The 24,251-nt window shown below is 42.2% G+C and carries 14 protein-coding genes; 1 reads left to right on the top strand and 13 read right to left on the bottom strand.

Annotated elements, in window-relative coordinates; translation table 11 throughout:
- Nucleotides 1–86: 86 nt before the first annotated feature.
- The 6 genes from sprA to ruvB form a co-directional block, all read right to left on the bottom strand.
- Nucleotides 87–7,304 carry a cell surface protein SprA gene (gene sprA / locus BFP75_RS17470; RefSeq protein ID WP_099546632.1) on the bottom strand — a complete coding sequence of 2,406 codons (7,218 nt, stop codon included), beginning with the start codon at nucleotides 7,302–7,304 and terminating at the stop codon, nucleotides 87–89.
- A 5-nt stretch (nucleotides 7,305–7,309) separates the two neighbouring features.
- Nucleotides 7,310–7,891 (bottom strand): Holliday junction branch migration protein RuvA, encoded by a 582-nt coding sequence (gene ruvA, locus BFP75_RS17475; RefSeq protein ID WP_099546633.1) that lies wholly within the window; start codon nucleotides 7,889–7,891, stop codon nucleotides 7,310–7,312.
- Nucleotides 7,892–7,942: 51 nt separating this feature from the next.
- Complete coding sequence (locus BFP75_RS17480) at nucleotides 7,943–10,237, bottom strand: NADP-dependent malic enzyme (protein WP_099546634.1); 2,295 nt, start codon at nucleotides 10,235–10,237, stop codon at nucleotides 7,943–7,945.
- A 103-nt stretch (nucleotides 10,238–10,340) separates the two neighbouring features.
- Nucleotides 10,341–11,660: an MFS transporter gene (locus BFP75_RS17485; protein WP_099546652.1), complete on the bottom strand. Its 1,320-nt coding sequence runs from the start codon at nucleotides 11,658–11,660 to the stop codon at nucleotides 10,341–10,343.
- Nucleotides 11,661–11,832: 172 nt separating this feature from the next.
- The gene (queG, locus tag BFP75_RS17490) at nucleotides 11,833–12,735 is read right to left on the bottom strand and encodes a tRNA epoxyqueuosine(34) reductase QueG (RefSeq protein ID WP_410504097.1); all 903 of its coding nucleotides are present in this window, start codon (nucleotides 12,733–12,735) and stop codon (nucleotides 11,833–11,835) included.
- A 29-nt stretch (nucleotides 12,736–12,764) separates the two neighbouring features.
- Nucleotides 12,765–13,787, bottom strand: coding sequence for a Holliday junction branch migration DNA helicase RuvB (ruvB, locus tag BFP75_RS17495; RefSeq protein ID WP_099546635.1), 1,023 nt, complete (start codon nucleotides 13,785–13,787; stop codon nucleotides 12,765–12,767).
- A 94-nt stretch (nucleotides 13,788–13,881) separates the two neighbouring features.
- On the opposite strand from ruvB, the gene BFP75_RS17500 reads away from it, so the two are divergent.
- Complete coding sequence (locus BFP75_RS17500; RefSeq protein WP_099546654.1) at nucleotides 13,882–16,146, top strand: acyl-CoA dehydrogenase; 2,265 nt, start codon at nucleotides 13,882–13,884, stop codon at nucleotides 16,144–16,146.
- On the opposite strand, the gene BFP75_RS17505 is transcribed toward BFP75_RS17500, so the two are convergent.
- The 7 genes from BFP75_RS17505 to nrfD all read right to left on the bottom strand — a co-directional run bounded on the left by BFP75_RS17505 (nucleotide 16,143) and on the right by nrfD (nucleotide 24,240).
- Nucleotides 16,143–16,970, bottom strand: a complete 828-nt coding sequence (locus BFP75_RS17505; protein WP_099546636.1) for a GIN domain-containing protein — start codon at nucleotides 16,968–16,970, stop codon at nucleotides 16,143–16,145. The two genes, BFP75_RS17500 and BFP75_RS17505, sit on opposite strands and share 4 nt — an antisense overlap.
- Nucleotides 16,971–17,101: 131 nt before the next feature.
- Nucleotides 17,102–18,931 (bottom strand): cbb3-type cytochrome c oxidase subunit I, encoded by a 1,830-nt coding sequence (locus BFP75_RS17510; protein WP_099546637.1) that lies wholly within the window; start codon nucleotides 18,929–18,931, stop codon nucleotides 17,102–17,104.
- A gap of 36 nt (nucleotides 18,932–18,967) precedes the next feature.
- A complete protein-coding gene (locus BFP75_RS17515; RefSeq protein WP_099546638.1) occupies nucleotides 18,968–20,029 on the bottom strand; it encodes a cytochrome c oxidase subunit II in 1,062 nt (353 codons plus the stop codon).
- Between the two features lie 31 nt (nucleotides 20,030–20,060).
- Entirely contained in the window at nucleotides 20,061–21,383 is a 1,323-nt protein-coding gene (locus BFP75_RS17520) for a quinol:cytochrome C oxidoreductase (RefSeq protein ID WP_099546639.1), read from the bottom strand.
- A 15-nt stretch (nucleotides 21,384–21,398) separates the two neighbouring features.
- Nucleotides 21,399–21,869 (bottom strand): c-type cytochrome, encoded by a 471-nt coding sequence (locus tag BFP75_RS17525; RefSeq protein WP_099546655.1) that lies wholly within the window; start codon nucleotides 21,867–21,869, stop codon nucleotides 21,399–21,401.
- 92 nt (nucleotides 21,870–21,961) lie between these two features.
- A complete protein-coding gene (locus BFP75_RS17530; RefSeq protein WP_099546640.1) occupies nucleotides 21,962–22,492 on the bottom strand; it encodes a DUF3341 domain-containing protein in 531 nt (176 codons plus the stop codon).
- Nucleotides 22,493–22,494: 2 nt separating this feature from the next.
- Nucleotides 22,495–24,240, bottom strand: coding sequence for an NrfD/PsrC family molybdoenzyme membrane anchor subunit (nrfD, locus tag BFP75_RS17535; protein ID WP_099546641.1), 1,746 nt, complete (start codon nucleotides 24,238–24,240; stop codon nucleotides 22,495–22,497).
- Nucleotides 24,241–24,251: the final 11 nt, after the last annotated feature.

Here is a 24,251-nt window from a genome sequence, read left to right on the forward strand (position 1 = left end):
TCCTTATTTTTGATAGGGGACAAATGTAAATTATTCCCTAAAGGAATTCAAAAAATACTTTTACTTCTTTAAGAAATAGGTCTTACTTAATTCCCAAAATTGTACCTGAGCGTAAAGCCGGCGTTGACCGTAGTTTGCGGGAAGGCAGTGGATACGGCAAACTGGGAGAAATTATGATCATAGAAGAACAACACGTTTAATTGCTTGCTCAAGGCATAGTCCGCACCAAATTTTATGGACAATAGATTCTGTCCCGAAGTAATCTGGTTGTTGTTGATGTCCAAATTCCGAATAATGGTAATGTTGTCCCTAAGACTTACATCGGCCTTTAAATTCAAATCCCCCTTCAACCGAGTTTTGTTACCACCTATATTCGTGACAAATTGTACATCCTTTATCCTGTAACCCAATCCTACCGTGTATTCTTGACCGTTTATTTCCGTCATCAGGTTATTATCAAAACTCAAGGAGAGTGTACGGTCCGTACGCACTTCCGCAAGTACACTTACAGAATTCTGCATTTCAAAATCGACCCTGACCAAGGGATTGAACTGGTCCGTTAAAACTATATTGTTCAGAATCAGATCCGGAAGCAAATCTCCATTTTCAGTATCTACCGCTTGAATACCATCATTTATCAATTGCTGTTTCTCTAAATTGGTCTGAAAGGAATTGATACTGTACGAGGCCCTATATCCATGCTGAATTGAAAAACGCTTGAACTTTTTCTTGAACCACTTGTTCTGCATAAGTCCGGTATACTTAATGTTCCAGTTGGGAATTGGAATTTGTCTGAACACATCTAGATTCACCCTTTCTGCATCCTGACCGGTATAAGCCGCGAAGAATGCAGGTAATAATACGTCTTGTTGGGTCTTTCCATACCGCTCCGGGAAACCATCCTCATCCAAAGTTCCAGGTGTTTGCCCGCGATCGGAAACTAATCTATTTGCTATGGTAATCCTGTTTTCCTTAAACTGCTCAAAAGTATCCGAATCAAACTCGTCGCTCTTGCCAAAGGCCGTACCGATCATCATGGTAGAAATACTAAAGCTGCCCAATTGGTTTTGAAGACCGGTCCTATTGTCCAATAAAGCCTCCAAATCATAATTCTCCTGTATGCTGCTGGAGTACTGTCTATCGGCTACCAAATCGATGGTGATATCCCTAGTTGGCTGTGCCGTGGCGGTGATGTTCAATTGTTTGTTCGTTCTTCTGATAAACTGATCGTTAAAATCAGGGAAAGTGGTCAACCAACCATTTCTGGCGGCCTCGAATCGAACATCGGACTGACTACCCAATACAAAACCAAGGGTAGGCCTGGTGGTACCTATAAAACCTATGGACTGGGTGTATCCCGGCAGTACGGTTCCGTTGTTTTCATTATAGTTAATGTTCAAACGTTTTACCATGGTCACCACATCCACCATTGTATTAAAAAGGCCACTGGTTTTTGGTTTTACCTTTTCCTCTTCCGTTCTACCCTGGTTCAAAATATTGGGGCGAGCACCTGCTCTCTTTTGCGCCGTGGGGGCCTCCCTCTTTTTTAATCCGATAAGATCATAGAACTTTTGCATGGTCAAGGAAGCGGTCAACGTATGCGTATTGGCATTTTGAACCGTATTGATGCGTGCATTTGGGTCATTCAATGCTTCCTGGGCGACCTCCGCTAGGGCGTCCCCGCCACGTTGCCAATCAAAGTTACTGGTATAGCTGTACTGCGCATTGATAAAATCCAAAGCAGGGATTTTGGAAAAGGGCACTTCATAATTCAATTGAATCTGTTGGGAATGCCTATTGGGCTCGCCCAAATCAAAAAAGCCGTCCCACAGTTCCAAGGTCTTATCTATTTCAGACCTTGGGTTACCATCCTCTTCAAAATAGTTACGGACGATATTGTTGTTGGAAGCCGTCATGTTGAAGCGCAAGGACTTGGTCAGGTTATAATTGACAGCATATTGCCAATTGAACAGATAATTCCTTTGTTGCAACTCCGGTAACGGCAAACGGTCCACACCTTCTTCCCGCACATCTCTAAAGCGCTGTGCATTGAATTGTCTGTTGATGTTGGAATTGACCGATACACTGGCGGGCAACAAATTCAAATTCAAGTCCTTTAACCATTTCCAGTATTTACCCGTGAAAAGGGAATCCTTTTTGGCGAAGGGTGCCACTTCTACAGGATCAAAACTGTGGTTATATACAAAACCTGTATTGACCGATTGATCCCTAAGTTCCGCTATTTCAAAATCCCTGTGTTGGGTTTCGTTGTAGGAATAGTTAAAGGTGAAATTCTCCACATCATAGAAATTGGCATCCGCCTCTTCGCTACGGTCCTTTCGTACTCCAATAAAGTTGATGCTGGTACGTTTTGTATAATCCTCTGCCTGTTCCCGTATTTCTTCAGCTGTCTGTTGATCTGGTGCAGCATCAATCAAATCGTTCAACTTTAAATCGTCGTACACAGGATCAAATTCAGGGGTAATCAACTGTTCGGAAATACCATAGTTGAAAGGCAACTGAATACCCCATTTCTTGGGAAGTAGCTGCCCCACGTTCACATTGGTGACCACGTCATAACTAGTCGCATCTTCCCGCGCCCTTTCGTTTGGCATTTGGTCAATGGACCCAAACCCCGAGGTACTCTTGCTACCCGTGGCGGTCACGTTCGCAAAATCTGCAACATTGGCGTCCACCGCCGCAATGGCCGCCCAACCTCCGTTATTGTCCAATCCCGCCAAACGAAGTTCGTTGAACCATACTTCGCCCCTTGCCGGTAAAATATCCTGGTTTTTTATACCTACCATCATACTACGGATACTTCCTAAAGAAGGATTTCCTTTAATACCGATTCGCAACCTTCCTGCGGCCCTATCGTCAAACTCGTTTACCGGAATAACTTCCCCATTTTCCACCTCAAAAAATCGTACTTCGCTCAAATCGCCCCCTTGTATCCATGCCGATTTCACCTTGTTCAAATCGCTTAAAGCTATGTCCATTTCGTTGACATCGGGCCATATCTCACTTTCCGATGCCGCGGTAAAAGGCGTAAACTGCAACGGTAGTTCTATTTGATAATAATTCTGCGTAAAGTCCGTACCAATTCGTAAGAAACCTACCAGCGGCGTGGAACTATCGGCATAGTCGCTATCCACAATTTTCTCCGCATGCATGAACATCTTTATCTTTTGATACTGACGGATGTCCACGTTCAAATTCTTAAAAACGGCCCTAGAATCCCTGGATTCAAGCCCCTCCACTACCAGGGACAAGGATTGCTCGTTCTGCCTAATGATCGTGTTGTTATTGTTCAACTGCTCCCTGGCAACGCCCGGAGGCAGGACATAGGGTATGGGAATCCTTCCGCTGTTCTCTTCAATGTTCACGGTATTCACGTCCAAGGTAGTACCGTCATCCGCCGGGTTGTTGTCGATATCAGGGTCCTGCAGTGTTTTTACATAGGTTCTCCAATCGCCACGGACCAAATCCAAGGTAGCAAAACGAAGTACCGTTGATCCAGAAAAACCGGTCATGTACATACGCATAAAACTGATGGACCTAAAATCTGTAATGCCGCCTACGGCATCGGTAAAATCGCTAAGGGGAATTTTATACTGAATCCACCTTCTATTCAATTGGTCTCCATTGGGCAATTCCGGAGTAACACCTTCCTTGATATCGGTAACGTATTTATCGTTTATCGTGGTCCCTGGTTTAATTTGAATCCGATATTCGTAGTAGCTATTTACGGTATTCATCGTCAGGTCCCTGTCCACATCCTCCACATCGGGCAGGGTGGTAGAACCCCTATTGGTATTGGTCACCTGTACGGGCGAGTTGCCATCGGGATTATTAAAATCGAGATACCGCTCTAAAATCCCTCCTTCCCTATTTAAGTAATACTGGTAGTTGTCCAAGGCAGGGTCCGGTCCCGGGTTAGCACCGTAGATGGCCGCTTCGGCTTCATCGTTCAAACCATCAAAACCTATATCCTGCAAAGTCCTATTGGGTTCGCTGGCATCAAAGGCATAGACCAAGGACTGGGTGGCCGGCACCTCTCCCCAACTGGTAGGGGCCACAAATTCGTTACTATCCACACCGGGCAATCCATTTTCATATTGTTTTTTACCATCGCGCAGAATATCTTCGGATATATTCCCTAAGTTCAAGACCAGCTCCCCCGGGCTTGTTGCCTCGCCATCAACGTAAGGGTCAAGTACCCAAAACTGAACGAATTCCACGTTGGCCTGCTCAAAATTGGTACTGCTCAAAGACCGCATGATACCGCCCCACTTTTGATCAGGCTGGGTATTTTGAAAATCGGGATTATTATTATAGGGACCTTTAAGGTTTGGGTAATAGGCAATATCCAAAGTTCCCTGAACGGTTGTCTGACCTTGGGCAATATCCACCTGAGGAAAAACCTCATCTATAAAAACCCTACGGGTGGGGTTTGTGGAAATATCATTGTCCGTAATGGCCGTTGGCCTTTGATTGGTGTAAAAGATCGGGTCTATGGTGTACCAGGCCATTTTGGCTCGGCCAAATCCGTTTTCAAGGTTGGCAGGATCTTCGGGAGAAGTACCCGTCAACTGTCCGCCGGGAGCAAACTCCAATGGTGTACTGGCCAAGGTCCATCCCAAGGAACCGCGGATATCAATCAAGGCCTGGGCGCCTTCAAAATCATCCAAATAGGTGGTAGTTTCCCCTTGGAAATCGGCATTCTTGGGTGAATTGGGTTTTAGCCAGGCAACCTCGGCACGAACCGAAAGATTAGAAGGTACATCCGTATCAATATTGGGAAGTTTGTTCACCATTCGCGTCAACCAAGGTACCTCCGTGGAGAAATTTCCGTTAAGACCATAAATGGTATTATTGACGGGTTCTATCCCAAAATTCGATTTTTGGGTCAATGGACGTTCATTTAGATTCAACAAAGTTCCCCCAAGCACGAAGTTCTTATTAAACTGATGTTCCAGGTTTACTCCTGTAAACCTTCTGGTCTGCTGACCAAAAACGGCATTGTTCTCTACGGAAATATTGATGGGCGTATTGGAAGCTTCCAAACTAGGATCCAAAATTTGTACGGTCCCGGCCTGATAGTTCACCGTATAGTCTATTCCTTCCTGTAGCTGTCTACCGCCAGCGGTAACGGTCACCGAACCTCTGGGCACATTAAAAGCACCTATGGGAATACCGTTGTTTCCTTCGGACTTGTATCGTCCTTTTAAAAGGAACTTATTCTTTTCAGGATCTTGTAGGGCCGCCGCCTTGGTGGATTCGTACATATCCCTAAAGACATATTTTTCCTGATTTTCATTAAAGGAAGCGGCATTTTCGTAATCTCCCGTACCATCGTCCAAGGTTTCGAATAGGTATTGCCCAAAAGGCTCCACTTTGGTAAAAATGATACGCCCTCCTTGAATATCTACCGTAATACCGGGATAGAAATCAAAAAAACCATCCCCACCAGGCTGCACATCGTTGTAAACATTCAATCGGTCCAAATTAAAAACGTCCAAAAGGATACGGTCCTGTAATCCTTCTGGCCAACCAGTCCCAGGACCTTCTACGACAGGGGTAATATAATTTCTAGGCGTTGGATCGGAATAAAGGATATTCATGTTAAAGTCATCTTCGCTCAAGCGAAAGGCGCCCGTGGCATAAATATTCTTCATCATCAAATCCCATATAGGATCGCTGACGTTCGTAATATTACTTTTCAAAAGTTTTAGAACTAATGTATTGTTCTCGATTACCGGAGCGGCCCCTCCGGAAATCGTGGTGGCATCCAAACCTCCATTGGCAAATTCACCCACTTGGTATACGTTCCCATCAAAGGTATACTGGTAGGCGACGGCCAATACCTCATCATTGCTCAAACGTTGGTTCAAGGATATATATCCCAATTGGGTATTGAAATCGAAGTCCCGTCCTTGTTCAAGTTTACGGGCATTTTCCAGGATGGCATAATCAAATCCCTGATTGGCCTGATATCCAGGCACTATTGGATTAAAACCTTGTTCAACAGTTGCAATTTCTCGGATATTGTCATTTAACGCCCCACCACCACTACTGATCAATGCAGGGTCATAGGCATTTGCTCCATTTCTTGGCAAACCGTTCAAAGTTGATGGAAAAAATCCACTGGCCACATCCCCAGCGATTAAACCTATCCTCGTTTTTTCCTCATCCGTTGCCCCTGAAATGGGGTCTCCATATCTAGTTTCCCCCAAATCCTGCAAAGCCACTACATTACGAACATTGAGTGTTTGTTGGCTTCTGTTGGTGACCCAAACCTCCAAACGGGTTATCTGGACCTTACTTTGAATGAAGGGATATTTTTCCAAGGCCCTGTCATAATTGTCCCGAAAGTATTGGGCCAAAAAGAAATGCCTATCCTCGTCATAATCGAGTGCCGTTAAATTAAATTCATTGATGGTTCCCCCACCTTGGGCCACAACCGTGTTATTCTGGGAACGCTGCTCAGAAAAAACAGCGGTTACCGTTGTTTTTCCAAACTGTAATTGTGTTTTCACACCAAAAAGGCTCTGCGCCCCTTGAATCAAGGAACTGTTCAAGGGCATGTTGACATTACCTACCTCTATCTTTCTTAAAATATCATCTTCGGTGGGCGTATAGTCCAACTTCACAATATTCTGAAAATCAAAAGTCGCCTCCGTATCGTAGTTGGCGTTTACTTGCAAGCGCTCCCCGATCTTGCCCAACATACTTAGACTGATTCGCTGATCAAAGTCAAAAGAAAGATTGGTCCTGTTACGGGGCGATAGGGAAGGATTGTCGTTCTTTTGCCAGATAACGCCCAAATCCATGGCGACAGATCCCTGCGGGATGACCTCTATGGTATTTCCGCCAAATACCGATTGAAAAAAATCGTTATTGATGTAAAAGTTGGGCAACAGATTTCGTCGGGCTTCCTCACTCCCGGCCTTCTTACCGGAATAGGCATCGGATTTTTCCTTGAAGTAGCTCTTTATTCCCTCCCTGCGAACTAGTTCATAGTACGCATCCGGTGTTAGTATAATGGGGTAGCCAATGTTGAAATCACCAATACTCTCATTATAAATATATCGGTCCAGATTGGGATCGTAAATATATTTGGAAACAATACTATCCGGATTTTCCAGTACGATCCGTCCAAGATCATACCCCGTCTTTACCGAATCTATCTCTTGTCCATCTGTTTCCTGGGCCTTGGATTGTTCCACAAAGCCAATAAAAACAATGAATAGGATAGTATGCTTAAAAGAATCTTTAAGTTTTTTAAATGCCCCTTGTTTCAAACTTGCTACAAATTTTTCAGCGCCAGTTTTATAATGTTCTCTACGCTTAAAGAGGGGTCTTGGGAAATCACCTTATCTACTACCTTTTCAGCCTGTTTTCTAGCGAAACCCAGTACCTCTAAAGCAGATAACGCTTCATCCCTATTTGTATTGTTTGGAAATGTTGAAACTTCGTCTATATCGTACACTTTTAAAATCTTGTCCCGAAGGTCCAAAATGACCCGCTGCGCAGTCTTCGCACCGATGCCCTTTATTGCCTGAATGGAAGGGACATTTCCATTGGCTATTGCTTCCCTAATCTCTACCGGGGACATGGAGGATAACATGGTTCGTGCAGTACTTGAACCAATCCCGGAAACTGATAAGAGTAACCTGAATATTTCCCGTTCCGATCTTTCCGAAAAACCAAATAGGGTGTGGGAGTCCTCCTTTACTTGCAAGTGGGTATAAATATTCACCAATTCATTATCTGGGAGTTTGGAAAAGGTATGTAAGGATATATTCACAAAGTATCCTACCCCATTACATTCTACGATAAGATGCGTTGGGTTTTTCTCAATCAATTTTCCCTTTAAATGATGGATCATGGAATTTGGCTAATGGTTGTTGGTTGTTGGTTGTTGGTAAAAAAACAAACTTTATTGTCCCTTTTTGATATTTCTTCTTTTCTCACGTTCTTGGGCATCAATAACGGCAACGGCCGCCATATTGACTATTTCCTCTACACTGGCCCCCAATTGCATAATGTGAACGGATTTTCTAAGACCTACCATGATAGGGCCTATGGAATCTGACTTGTTCAATTCCTTTAGTAGCTTATAGGTGATATTTGCCGATTCCAGATTTGGAAAAACCAAGGTATTTACCTTTCTACCTGCCAATTTAGAGAAAGGGAATTTGCTTTCATGAAGCTCCTTGTTCAAGGCAAAATCCATTTGTATTTCCCCATCTACCACCAACTCCGGACTGGTCTCATGCAACAATTTTACCGCTTCCCTAACCTTTATGGCATTATTGTGTGCCGAAGAACCAAAATTGGCATAACTCAACAAAGCAATTACCGGGTCAAAACCAAAAGTTGTGGCAACGTTCGCCGTCATTTGGGTAATGTCCGCTATTTCCTCTGCATTTGGGTCAATATTGATAGAGGTATCCGCCAAGAACAAAGGCCCTCTTTCGGTAATCATAATATTTACCGTAGCTACTTTCTTCACACCCGATGCTCTTCCTATCACCTCCAAAATAGGTTTGACCACTGTTGGATATGCCCTGGAATATCCAGATATCATGCCATCGGCATCCCCTTCGAGCACCATCATGGCACCAAAATAATTGCGTTCCCGCATTTTGATCTTGGCACTATACAGCGTCGTACCCTTTCTTTTTCTACTTTCCCAATATTTGGTAGCATACCTAATATGTCGTTCATCAAATTCATCCGACAACGGGTCCACGATAGGGATATCGGCATCAAATTCAAGTTCTTTCTTTAGCTCAAGAATGACATCCTTTCTACCTAAGAGTATAGGTTCTGCAAGTCCTTCTTCATATACGATCTGGGCTGCCTTGAGAACATCCAAATGGTCCGCTTCCGCAAATACAATTCGCTTTGGGTTGGTTCTTGCCCTTCCATGAAGCAATCGTACCACCTTATTATCGTTCCCTGAACGAAGCATCAATTCCTCCTTATACTTATCCCAATCCTCTATAGGGGCTTTTGCAACTCCGCTTTCCATGGCCGCCCTTGCAACCGCAGGTGGAATTTCATGAATCAATCGTTGGTCAAAGGGTTTTGGGATTATATAGTCCTTACCAAAGGTGAGTCGGGTTTCCCCATATGCTATATTCACCTGTTCCGGCACCGGTTGTTTGGTTAGTTGGGCCAATGCCTTAACGGCTGCCATCTTCATTTCTTCATTAATGGAAGTTGCCCTAACGTCCAACGCCCCCCTGAAAATAAATGGAAAACCAAGTACGTTATTCACCTGATTGGGATGGTCCGACCTACCTGTTGCCATGATAATATCCTTTCTGGTTTTTACGGCAAGATCATAGTTAACCTCCGGATTGGGATTTGCCATGGCAAAGACTATAGGGTTGTCCGCCATGGAATTGAGCATTGCTGGAGTAACGATATCGGCAATGGACAAACCAATAAATACATCTGCATTTACCATAGCTTCTTCCAAGGTGTCAATTTTTCTATCCGTAGCAAACTCACGTTTTGAATCCGATAGGTTATCGGCATCCTTTCGTATAACCCCCTTACTATCCAACATTACAATATTTTCTGCCCTTGCCCCAAATGCTTTGTACAATTTTGTGCAGGATACGGCTGCAGCGCCTGCACCGCTAACCACTATGGTCACATCCTCTATTTTCTTTTTCGCCAATTCCAAGGCGTTCAATAAGGCCGCGGCCGATATTATAGCGGTCCCATGCTGATCATCGTGCATGACCGGAATATCCAACTCCTCCTTTAACCTCCTTTCGATTTCAAAAGCTTCCGGCGCTTTGATATCTTCTAGATTGATACCGCCAAAAGTGGGGGCTATCATTTTTACGGTTTCTATAAATTTTTCCACATCCTCCGTATCCACTTCTATATCGATTCCATCGATATCGGCAAAAATTTTAAAGAGCAGGCCTTTACCTTCCATTACTGGCTTAGAAGCTTCCGGCCCAATGTTACCCAAGCCCAAGACGGCCGTACCGTTGGAAATAATGGCCACTAAATTTCCTTTTGAGGTGTATTTATAAACGTTTTCCTTGTTCTTTGCAATTTCCAGACAGGGTTCTGCCACTCCGGGGGAATAGGCAAGAGCAAGATCGCGCTGGGTACTATAAGGTTTTGTGGGAACGATTTTAATCTTACCGGGTTGAGGTTTGGCATGGTACACCAAGGCCTCCCTACGTTGTTTCTCCTTGCTCATGTTTTGGGAATTTGAACCACAAATGTAACGGTATTCCTGTAAACCCGATAAAAAGTTATTGGTTTTAAATCAACAAAAAACGGCTATAAAACGAAATCATTAGTTATAAATCAATATCGGTTTTACCTCTGCCAACATTCAATCGCATGGCCAATACAGCTGCAATTACAAAAAATAAACCTGCAAACAACATAGCATTAACTGCATTACCGCCCAAAAGATACTTGTAGATAGGACCAAAGGTCAAGGTTTCGATACCCATGGGAATCACAATCATCATATTTAAAATACCCATATACACCCCTCTTCTTTCTTGGGGCACCACTTTGGAAACCATAGTATAAGGGATTCCCATCATGGCGGCCCAACCAACCCCAAACAAAACCATAGGAGCCAGAACCAATAAAGGATCTTCAATAAATGGGATGGTAAATAATGCAATGGCAGTACCTACCAAACTGATGGCATAGACTTTTTTACCCCCAAACCTAAGGGTCAAAGGTACAAGCCCCAATGCCACGACCATAGTAACAATGTTATAAGTTAAACTCATCTGTGCCGATTGTGAAGCTGCTTCCGATGTTGAATACCCCAACGTATTCATGAACAAAGGGGTTATGTATTGCCAATAGACGAAGAGAGCATACCATTGAAATAAATATACCGCGCCTAGCTTCCATAAGAATGTAGGCATTTTTTGAATGGCCTCCTTTATTTCAGTGAAAGGTTTTGCCATTCTAGTTCCCAATGGTTTGCTTTTAGCTTCGTTAATTTCCTGTAATTCTCCATCCGTTGGTGGAATTTCAGGAGTTCTTAAAACCGACCATAATATTGTAGTTATGGAGAGGATACCTCCAATATAGAACGAGTAATATAACCATGTAGGAATTGACCCTGCAACCTCTACAGTTTCATCCCCAAATAAATATTGGAAAAGGACAATAGAGCCATTTGCCAACAATATCCCTGCTCCCACGAACAGACTTTGCATTTGATATCCTAAACTAAATTGCTTCTCAGGAAGTTTATCCCCCACAAAAGCCCTGTAAGGTTCCATAGCCATATTGTTACCTACGTCCAAAATCCATAGTAATCCAACTGCAAACCAAAGTGCCGGACTAGAAGGAAACATAAAAAGACAAATACTCCCAATCAATGCGCCGATCAAGAAATAAGGCTTTCTCCTACCCCAGCGTGGAGACCAAGTTTTATCTGACATAGCCCCAATGATAGGTTGCACGACCAAGCCGGTGACAGGCCCTGCAATGTTCAAAATGGGTAACATATCCTCTGGGGCGCCCAGATATAAAAATATTGGGTTAATAGCCGTTTGTTGCAGTCCAAAGCTATACTGAATGCCCAAAAACCCGACATTCATGTTGAAAATTTGCCAGAAGCTCAGACTTGGTTTCGTTAGTTGCATACTAATTGGTTCTTTGGTTTGAGCGACTCTCATTACGGGATAGTCAAAAAATATCAGTTCTTTTTCCAGAATCCCTATAAAAAGTCGCCTAGCAATATAGTATAATTAATGAAAAGTAAATATAAAAGAGTACGGAATTAGGCAACACATTGAAACTACAACGTTGTAGTTGCTAGGAGTTATTTCGCAAAAATTCTATGTTTCTTTTTAAACCAGAAAATTTGGTCCGCTTCACTGCTGATTTTTTAAAAATCCCTTGAAAAACGCCCTCAGTTATCTCCTCCCAATCTTTTTTGGACATGGACAATAATTCAGGATGTGGGTCGAACAATGGTTCGTTATGGGATTTGGAGAATCGATTCCAAGGACATACGTCTTGGCATATGTCGCATCCGAACATCCATTCATCCATTTTACCCTGGAATTCTTTAGGTATTTCATTCTTCAACTCAATAGTAAGATAGGAAATGCATTTACTGCCATCAACCACATAAGGTCCAACAATGGCTTGGGTTGGGCAGGCATCTATACAGGCCGTACAAGTACCGCAATGGTCGGTCACAGGTATATCATACTCCAATTCCAGGTCAATGATCAATTCGGCAATAAAGTAAAAAGAACCTACTTCCTTGGTCAAAAGATTACTGTTTTTTCCAATCCACCCAAGACCGCTTTTTGCCGCCCAAGCTTTATCCAATACAGGAGCGGAATCCACAAAGGCCCTACCATTTACCTCTCCAATTTCTTCCGATATAAACTCATTCAATTGTCTTAATTTGGACTTTATTACATGATGATAGTCTTGCCCATATGCGTATTTAGAGATTTTATAGGCGTCATCCCTTTGTTCTTGAGAGGGATAGTAGTTTAGCAATAATGAGATTACGGATTTTGCACCATCAACCAGTAACCGCGGGTCCAATCTTTTATCAAAATGATTGGCCATATACCCCATTTTCCCATGCATATTATTATGCAACCAATTCTCCAATCTTGGTGCTTCCTGCTCAAGAAAATCTGCCTTGGATATACCACAGGACAAAAAACCGAGGCGCTTGGCTTCGGTTTTAATCATGTTAGAATATTTTGTTTGATTGCAAATACTCAAAACAATCCCGGTTGAATACCACCCTTTATCCTACCCAGGTGCTTATAAGCCAACTCGGTTACTTCACGACCACGGGGCGTACGCATAATAAACCCTTGCTGGATCAAAAAAGGTTCGTAAACTTCCTCTATAGTTTCCGCACTTTCAGAAACGGCAGTGGCCAAGGTAGTGATACCCACAGGGCCGCCCTTGAATTTATCGATAATGGTCGTCAATATCTTATTGTCCATTTCGTCCAGTCCATGGGCATCTACATTTAAAGCTTTGAGACCAAATTTAGAAATCTCGATGTCTATATTTCCATTACCCTTTATTTGGGCAAAATCACGCACCCTTCGTAGCAATGCGTTGCAGATTCTTGGTGTTCCCCTACTCCTGCCAGCAATTTCAATGGCCGCCTCATTGGTAATGGGTACTTTTAATATTTCAGCACTTCTTTGCACAATAGTAGAAAGCAACTCAGTATCGTAATATTGCAACCGACTTTGTATACCGAAACGCGCCCTCATAGGAGCAGTCAACAGTCCCGATCTTGTGGTAGCACCGATTAAGGTAAACGGGTTTAGGTTTATCTGGACCGAACGGGCATTGGGCCCCGTTTCTATCATGATATCAATTTTATAGTCTTCCATGGCGGAATAGAGGTACTCTTCCACGATGGGACTCAACCGATGGATCTCATCAATAAACAGCACGTCCCTTTCATCCAGGTTGGTCAATAGACCTGCCAAATCTCCTGGTTTGTCCAAAACTGGACCCGAAGTAATTTTGATTCCAACGCCCAATTCATTGGCCAGAATATTTGCTAAGGTAGTCTTTCCAAGTCCTGGAGGTCCATGAAATAACGTATGATCCAAAGCTTCGCCCCTGCGATTGGCCGCCTCAACAAAAACCTTAAGGTTTTCCAAAACCTGCTCCTGCCCTGTAAAGTCATCAAAGCTTACAGGCCTTAATGCCCTTTCAATGTCGAGCTCCGCATCGGAAAAACCGTTGGTGGATGGATCTAAATATTCATTCATGCCTAACAAAGATAGGCAAACACTTGTAATATATTTTCAAGGTGTCTTCTCTTTATTCCGTAGAATTTCAGGGATAAATTTGTATTTTCAAATTATGGAAAAGAAAATATATACCCCTGGGATACTTCAATACATCCCATTTTTTTATGTAATCTGGTCAGATGACCTTGTTTCGGATTCGGAAGTCAATGTTGTAGAAAAGGCCATTGAGAATGACCCCACTTTGTTGGATACAGAAAAAGTACTTTTACATTCTTGGTTACAGGTGAGGAACCCTCCCAAGAACAAGGAATTCAAGAATTGGAAACAGACGATTTCCAATTCGGGCATCAAGTTATTGGAAGGGGAAACCTACCCGTTGACAACCTTCAGCCAAAAAGTGGTGTGCCATTATCATGAAACATGTCCCTTCAATGAGAACTTAAAAAGTATCGAGGTCAATCTGGGAATCCAACCCAACCATTATAACCATTTGTTTGAAGTAGAGGTAGAGCACATGGCAAGTGCCAACACCTATAAGGCAAATGAAATATCCAAAATCCTAAAAGGAAAACATGCTCCCACTATCGAAAGCTTCCAGAAAATACTTGGAAACCCTATTTTCAATTGGGAGATACACCGCGAAAAGGAAGACTTTAGGCAGGTTGTTCTTGACCAAGTACGTTTTTTGGCCCAAAAAGGGTATGGTGCCATGGCCTATCCAAGCGATTATGGCGGCACGGGTGATATGGAAGGTTATGCCACCATCTTTGAGAATTTAATGTATGTAGATGGAAGCCTGACCATAAAATTTGGTGTTCAATTTGGACTTTTTGGCGGCAGTATACAAAAACTGGGCACAAAAATCCATCATGATGGTTACCTAACCGATGCCGGTCAGGCCAAACTCCTAGGTTGTTTTGCTATGACCGAAACCGGACATGGTTCCAATGTAAGGGGCATAAAAACTACGGCTACCTATCGAAAAGAAGATGACAGTCTAATCATTCATACCCCTGGGGAAAATGACAACAAAGAATATATTGGCAATGCCCTGCATTCTAAAATAGCATCTGTTTTCGCGCAGCTGATCGTTGACGGAAAAAACGAAGGCGTGCATGCCATTCTGGTACCCCTAAGAAATGAAAAGCACGAACTCTTTCCAGGCATCCGAGTAGAGGACAACGGATATAAACTAGGTCTAAATGGCGTGGACAACGGAAAGATATGGTTCTACCAAGTAAAAGTTCCCCGTGCCAATCTCTTGAACAAATATGGAACTATTAAGGAAGACGGCTCCTATCATTCAGATATCAAAAACCCCAATAAACGATTTTTTACCATGTTGGGAACCTTGGTAGGAGGAAGAATCTGCGTAGCCAGGGCTGGTTTGGGAGGCGCAAAAATGGCCTTGGCCATTGCCATTAAACATGCTCTAAAAAGAAGACAGTTCAATGACAATATTAAAATACAGGAAGATTTGTTGATGGATTATCCTTCGCATCAATTACGTTTGACCCCATTGGTTGCGAGTGCCTATGTCTACCATGCCACCTTGGACAAAATGATGGAAATATATTGTGACGACGGCCAACCCGATAAACGCAAGGTGGAAACGCAAGTGGCAGGACTCAAATCGATAATAACCTGGTATGCCAACAGTACCATCCAGGAATGTAGGGAAGCTTGTGGAGGAAAGGGATACCTTTTGGAAAACCGCATTGCCGATCTCAAGGGAGATGTTGATATTTTCACAACCTTTGAAGGGGACAACAATGTTCTTTTGCAATTGGCGGCAAAAGGTGTGCTTTCAGATTTTAAATCGGAATTCAACAGTGCGGGATTCTCTTCTGTGCTTAAATTGTTAAGCCAGCAATTATCGGACAAACTAGCCACTGTAAATCCCTTATATTCAAACAAAGTGGACAAGGAGCATCTATATAATCCAAAATTCCACAAACATGCTTTCGACTATAGAACCCGTAGGTTGACCTATACCTTGGCGATGCGCATTCGGGATTACATTAAAAAAGGGGTGCCTTCCTATCAGGCTTTTTTAAAGGTACAGACCCATTTATTGGCCTTGGGAAAGGCCTATAGTGTAGAATTGGCCTATAACACCTATTTTGAATTTACGGAAACTATTAAGGATTCAAAAAACAAGGAGCTATTTCAAAAATTGGGTACGTTATATGCTCTTTATGAAATGATACAGGATGCTTCTTGGTATTTGGAACAGGGATATATTGGCGGTACAAAATCCAAGGCCATACGACAGCGTGTGGAACGTTTGTGTACGGAACTAAGGCCGCATATTCATGTATTAGTTGAAGGCTTTGGTATTCCTGATAATTGTTTGACCGCCCCTATAGCCGGTTAATTATTTTCTTTATCAAGTTGAGAGGTATCCAGAAAATCCAAAATGGTAATTTTTGGGTTGCCGTACAAACTTGTCTTGGAAGAACCTCTTGACGAAAGTTGAAAATCCTCCAGTACATTTACTTTGGCGTTAGGGGAATCCTCAAGAATCACTATTGCTTGTTTTGCCTCCAATTGCTCTCCTTTAAGGGTACTCTTTCCATATAATTTGACCTTGAAAAAATCCGTGGCACCTTCAAACTTTGCCGAAGCGTTTTCATACATGAACAAATTGTTGGTAGCACCTGCGGAATATACTTTCACATCAATGCGGTCCTTTAAGTTCATCACAAGGGAGTCACTTGCCACGTTAAAATCACCGGAACTTATACCCTCCATACTTATATTAATTATATCAGCCGTGGCATTAAGTTCCAAACGGGAAGTCTCCCTTGTCAATACATCCAAACGATTACCGGAAATAACATCCTGCATGCTGATTTCACCATTATTCATGGTTATTCGATTCAATTCCGTATAGTATACGGTGATATCGAGTTTTCTCTTTGAAGTGATATTATAAAAGGAAGAAATAAACAAGGTACTATCCTCAACCTTAAATTTTAATACATCTATCAAATTATTATCTATTTCTAAAGCGTATCCTTCCGTGGAGCCCTTTTGGAGCACTACCTCCAAATCATCATCCAACTGGATCGCGTTGAAAGCCGGTAGGCTTTCACGAACCTCAACGACATCCTTATTTCCCTTTATTTTTGGTTTCCTTTGTCCAATGGCATGAAGTCCAAAAACTAGGACAAGAACAATAAAGAACAGCTTTTTCATGATACTCAAAATAAATACTATTGTTACTTTGTTTTATAAAGATATTATAAATTAACAATTGGCAAACCCAATTGTTTAAAGCAAAAAAAATGCCTAACCGAAAAGTTAGGCATTTCAAAAGATTTAAAATCTTAATGTTGTAGTTCTTCCTCTCCATCAAATAATGGGACATGCTGCTGCACATAATCCTGACCCGGAATGATATACTCATCGTTCTCATCTACCTTGCTGTAATCATAGGCCCATCTATGTACCTCTGGTATAGCTCCCGGCCAGTTTCCATGAATGTGCTCCATTGGGGTTGTCCATTCCAATGTAGTGGCTGACCAAGGGTTTTGTGTTCCTCGCTTTCCATAAAAGATACTTCTTACAAAATTGTAAACAAATACCAATTGGGCAGCTGCCGTGATAATAGCGAAAACAGTCATTAAAGCCTGCACATCGGTCAGTTCATCGAACATGGGAAAAGCCGTATTCTCATAATACCTTCTAGGTACACCTGCCATACCCACAAAATGCATTGGAAAGAAAATTCCATAAGATCCTATGGCAGTTATCCAGAAATGGACAAAACCTAAATTTTTATTCATCATTCTACCCTGGAACATTTTTGGGAACCAATGATATACTCCCGCGAATAAACCATATAAAGCGGATATACCCATAACTAAATGGAAGTGCGCCACCACAAAATAAGTGTCATGTACGTTGATATCCAAGGTGCTATCCCCAAGAATAATACCTGTTAAACCACCGGTAATAAAGGTTGAGACCATACCTATGGAGAATAGCATACCAGGGTTCATTTGCAGGTTGCCCTTCCAAAGGGTGGTAATCCAGTTAAATGCTTTTACTGCGGATGGAATTGCGATCAACAACGTCGTAAATGTAAATACGGAACCCAAGAACGGATTCATACCTGAAATAAACATGTGGTGACCCCAAACGATGGTTGAAAGGAAGGCGATGGCCAAAATCGACGCAATCATGGCCCTATAACCAAAAATGGGCTTTCTTGCATTAACCGCCATAACTTCAGAAACAATACCCATTGCAGGTAAGATTACAATATATACCTCTGGATGTCCCAAAAACCAGAAAAGGTGCTCAAATAGAACTGGAGACCCGCCTTGATAATGCAGTACTTCCCCCTGAATGAAAATATCAGATAAAAAGAAAGATGTTCCAAAGCTCCTATCCATAATCAACAACAATGCAGCGGAGAGTAGCACAGGGAAGGATATAACACCAATTATCGCCGTTACAAAGAATGCCCAAATGGTCAAAGGCAATCTTGTCATGGTCATTCCTTTTGTACGTAGGTTTAAAACGGTAACTATGTAGTTTAGGGAACCTAAAAGGGAAGAGGCAATAAAAATCGCCATAGAAACCAACCAGAGGGTCATTCCCATACCTGATCCAGGTTGCGCCATGGGCAATGCACTCAAAGGTGGATATATGGTCCATCCAGCCGCGGCTGGTCCTGCTTCAACGAATAATGAAATAACCATAATGACCGTAGAAACGAAAAACAACCAATAGGATATCATATTCAAAAAGCCCGAAGCCATATCCCTTGCTCCTATCTGAAGGGGAATCAACAAATTACTAAACGTTCCACTAAGACCGGCCGTTAGTACAAAAAACACCATGATCGTTCCATGCATGGTTACCAATGCCAAATAAATATCAGCATCCATGACCCCCTCTGGAGCCCATTTACCCAATAATGCCTCAAAGAAGACATTGGACTCCCCAGGCCAAGCCAATTGCATCCTGAACAATAAGGACATGGCGATACCTATAAAGCCCATAATGAGAACCCCAGTAATGAAATACTGTTTGGCAATCATTTTATGGTCTTGACTGAATATGTATTTTGTAATGAATGTTTCCTTATGATGATGTCCATGATCATCATGAGCGTGATCATCTACGTGTGCGTGTGCTGTTGCTGACATAATCGAATTTTTCTTTTATTATAGACAATTTTTTTCTTATTGGGCACTTGCCATCATGGTACTTTTAAACGTCTGCTGGCTTGCCATCCACTTATTGTAGTCCTCTTCAGATTCAACAATGATCTTCATCTGCATGTTATAGTGCGACTTACCACAAATTTTATTACATAACAAGACATAATCAAACTCCCAAGGATCAATTACCTCGCCCGTTTCTGCGGATTTCTCGGCCCTAATTTTATTGGTCCTTTGTACCTTTTCCACAACATCGGGGTTTTGACGCATCTCTTCGGTCGTATAAACCGGAGTAAATGAAAACTCTGTAATCATCCCAGGCACACAGTTCATTTGTGCCCTAAAGTGAGGCATATAGGCAGAATGAAGTACATCTTGGGACCTCATTTTGAAATTTACCTTCCTTCCCACAGGCAAATGCAGTTCCTTTACAATTACATCGTCACCTGCATAAGGATCGGATTCATCCAAGCCTAAAACGTTGGCCCTGTCAATATCGATCATACGAACATTAGCGCTTCCAAGTGTATTGTCCGCTCCGGCATACCTTGCCGTCCAGTTAAATTGCTGGGCGTAAAGCTCGATTACCAAAGGATCGTCATCATCGTTTATATCCGTAATGTTCGTCCAAGTATAGAGTCCGTAAAGAATCAATCCAGCGAGTACAATAACCGGTATAATGGTCCATATGAATTCCAAACGGTTATTATCGGCATAAAACAATGCCCTCTTACCCTTCTCACCACGATACTTAAATGCAAAATAATGTAAAAGTGCCTGGGTAATTATTTGAACTATAAAGATAATTACCATGGATATAAGCATCAACAAATCATAATCAGATCCATGTTCTGAAGCAGCCTCGGGCAAAAGTACTTTTCCATACTTAGCAAAGCTAAAAATGGTGATACCATAAATAAAGACAAGAAACGCGAACATAAGATAACCATTGTTCTTATTGTCCTTGTCATTGGCAACCTCTGAATTATCTGTTCTAAGCTGTGATAACTCAAATATTTTGGTCATTTGCCAAATGGCAATCGCCACGAGAACTAAAACAGCTAAAGTCAATAATGTAGTCATTGTATGTATTGATATTATACTTTAAAACTCACTAATAATGAAAGTGTCTACTTTCTTCAATAAAGGGATTTCGCTTTGGTTGCAAAGGTACTGTTGTTAAGGCCCTAAATACCCAAAAAATGAACAATCCGGCAAAAAACATTATAGCTCCGATTTCAGGAATACCAATATACCATTGGTCACCAACGGTAGCAGGCATAATCGCATTAAAAATATCCATATAGTGCCCCGCCAAAATCACGATCCCAGACATCACCACAAACCAGTTCACTCGTTTGTAATCACTGTTCATTAATAAAAGAACAGGAAACAAAAAGTTCATAGCCACCATTCCGAAGAAAGGTAATTTATAGTCCTGTATTCTTGTGACGTAGTAAGTCACTTCCTCAGGAATATTCGAATACCATATCAACATAAATTGTGAAAACCATAAATACGTCCAGAAGATACTTATACCGAACATGAATTTTGCCAAATCATGGATATGACTATCGTTCACATCGGGTAAATATCCCTTGGATTTCAAATAAATAGTTACCATGGCAATGACCGTAATTCCAGATACGAACATACTGGCAAAAATATACCAACCGAATAGTGTACTAAACCAATGTGGGTCAACACTCATAATCCAATCCCATGACATGATAGATTCAGAAATCAAGTAGAAAACTAAAAATGCAGCCGATATCCTAAAATTTAATTTAAACTTAGAATTATCGTCCGATTCATCTTGTTCTAGGGATAGTTTTCTTGAGTACTCACGGTAAGCAATCCATCCACCAAGGAAAATCACCGCTCTAATTAAGAAAAATATAGGGTCTAGATATCCAGATTTACCAATTAATAATTCATCGTGCGCCACAACTTCAGGGTCCATCCAAACAAATAAATGATTCATGTGTAATACGGATAGTACCAAAATTACAAAGACGATAATACCACCGGGCACTAAATACGCGGTAATCCCTTCCATGACCCTAAACAATAACGGCGACCATCCGGCCTGAGCGGCTCTTTGAACGGCATAGAATGCCAGAACACCCAAGGCAATCATCATAAAAAAGAATGCTGCCACATATAAAGCGGCCCAAGGCTTATTTTGCAACTGATGTAACAAATGCTCATCGTGCGAAGTTCCATGTTCCTCACCGAGTTCCGCAACAGCCCCATGTCCTTGGTCATCCATATGAGCGGCTTCTTCGCCATGCGCATCATCGTGACTTGCGGCGACCATTGCCTTTGCCTCTTCTACGGTACCGGGTGCAGCAAGAAAACCCCAACCAATACCCAATACACCAACCACCATTAAGATAATGGATCCTATTTTAAGTCTATTCGAGAATGTATACATACCTTTCGCTTCCTATTATTTCGTTAAATCTTCTTTCAGTTTCATCACATATTCGGACACCTGCCACATTTCTTTAGTATCCATCTGAGATGCGTAGGAACCCATAGAGTTCAAACCATATTGTAGGGTATGATACGTAGTTCCTACAGCAATGTTACGTCCTACATCATCATAGCTTGGCACACCTAATATCTTCTCTCTCTTCACCAAGGTTCCCTGGCCGTTCCCATTTGCTCCATGACAAATAGCGCAGTAGATATCATACATCTCCTTTCCTTTGGCCAAATTTTCTTCTACAGCTATAGAATCTAAGGGGCTAGCATTTAGTCTTGCCAATTCCTTTCCTTCAGGAGTATTCTCAAAACCATAAGGAAGCCAACCTCTATTGATGGTATTCGCCGGTGGCACCAACGCCTCGGACTGATTTGGTAAAAAATCTGCCTCGCCATATGTTTCATACCCCACCGGCTCATACATGTCCGGCATATATTGATAATTAGGTTTACTATCATCTTGGCAAGCTACAAAAGCAAGTGCCAAGCATGTTATAATCCCTATTTTCTTAAAACTGTTCATATTTAATGACTGTTTTTTTCTGATATGTTAATTTCAACTGCTCCGGTACCCATTAATAAATCCTTTAATTCCTGCTCATTATTATGGATTTCAATTTCCATTAAAAAGTGGTCATCCGTTGTTCGTGCATCTGGATTTTCCGCATTTTTAAAGGGCCATAGCCTACTGCGCATGTAAAAAGTCATAACCATTAAATGCGCTGCAAAAAACACGGTCAGCTCAAACATAATAGGCACAAATGCGGGGCAGTTTTCCAAATAACTAAAGCTGGGCTTACCACCAATATCCTGTGGCCAATCCTCGATCATCATATAGTTCATCATAACAATGGAAACAATCAACCCTACGCATCCATACATAAAAGACGTTATGGCAATACGTGTTGGAGCTAGTCCCATAGCTTTGTCCAGTCCATGGACCGGAAAAGGACAATATACCTCCCCAATATGATGTTTAGCTGCTTTCACCTTCTTAACGGCAAGCATCAGCACATCATCATCGTCGTAAAAAGCATGTATAACTTTAGATGCCATAATTATCTTTTGTTATTTAATAAAATTGTTGCCTGTCCTGCCCAATCATCACGCTGTGCCCTCCCCGGGAAAGAACCTGTAATGGAATCCAACAAGTCATATTCCACTGTGGTCATCCTAGCAACTTGGGCAAACGTGTAGATTCCTATCTCGTTCAGGGTTGACTCCATTTGCGGGCCAATACCCTTAATTTTTTTCAAGTTATCAGGCTTCTGTTTTGCTGGGTCAAAGGTGCCAACTGCACTAAGTAAATCTGAAACGCCTATTTTATCCCCGGCGGCCGGAACCACCTCTCCCATAACCACATCATCGGTAATAGGCTCCCTAACTTCTACCCTAGTAGTGCTTAATTGATATAGAGGTTGTCCTGCATCCCTTAATTTCTTGTACTTTTCCCCGGAGGATTTTAAAATAGATTTTACCTCTGCCTGTGCTATGACAGGGAATGTTCTGGAATATAACAGGAACAGTACAAAGAAGAATCCTATAGTCCCAATAAAAATACCGACATCCACAAAGGAAGGGGAGAACATGGTCCAAGAAGATGGCAAATAATCCCTATGCAAAGAGGTTACAATAATCACAAATCTTTCAAACCACATCCCGATGTTAACGACGATCGAGATAAAGAAGGAGAACATGATACTAGTTCTAAGCTTTTTGAACCACATAAATTGCGGAGAGAAAACGTTACACGTCATCATCGTCCAATAAGCCCACCAATAGGGGCCTGTGGCCCTGTTCAAAAAGGCGTATTGCTCATATTCCACACCGGAGTACCATGCCATGAACAATTCCGTAATATAGGCAGTACCAACAATTGAACCCGTAATCATGATGACGATGTTCATTAATTCGATATGCTGCACGGTAATGTAAGCCTCCAAGCTACACACCTTTCTCATAATAATGAGCAAGGTATTTACCATCGCGAAGCCGGAAAAAACGGCCCCGGCAACAAAATAGGGCGGAAAAATGGTCGTATGCCATCCGGGTATTACCGAAGTGGCAAAGTCAAAAGATACAATGGTATGTACTGAAAGTACCAAAGGTGTGGCCAAACCAGCCAACACCAAGGAAACTTCCTCGAACCGTTGCCAATCCTTTGCACGACCGCTCCATCCAAAACTCAATAAACTGTATATCTTTTTCTGGAAAGGCAAAACGGCCCTATCACGGATCATGGCAAAATCAGGCAACAAACCTGTCCACCAGAATACCAGTGACACCGACAAATACGTTGATATCGCAAATACGTCCCATAACAAGGGCGAATTGAAGTTTACCCACAAAGAACCGAATTGGTTCGGGATGGGAAGAACCCAATAGGCCAACCAAGGACGGCCCATGTGAATGATAGGAAACAGACCTGCTTGAATTACCGAGAATATCGTCATCGCCTCTGCAGAACGGTTTATCGCCATTCTCCATTTCTGACGGAACAATAAGAGTACCGCAGAAATCAAGGTTCCTGCGTGACCTATACCTACCCACCAAACGAAGTTGGTAATATCCCAGGCCCAGTTAACGGTTTTATTAAGACCCCAAGTCCCAATACCGGTAGAAATCGTATAAATTATACAACCAACTCCCCAGAGAAATGCCACTAAGGCAATGGAGAAAACTATCCACCAATGCTTATTCGCTCTTCCTTCAACAGGAGCGGCAATATCCACGGTTACATCGTGGTAACTTTTGTCTCCAATTACTAGGGGTTTTCGTATAGGTGCTTCGTAATGCGACGCCATAGACTTTTGTT

Origin of the sequence: Maribacter sp. 4G9 (genome assembly GCF_002742265.1) — a bacterium.
Taxonomy (GTDB): Bacteria; Bacteroidota; Bacteroidia; order Flavobacteriales; family Flavobacteriaceae; genus Maribacter.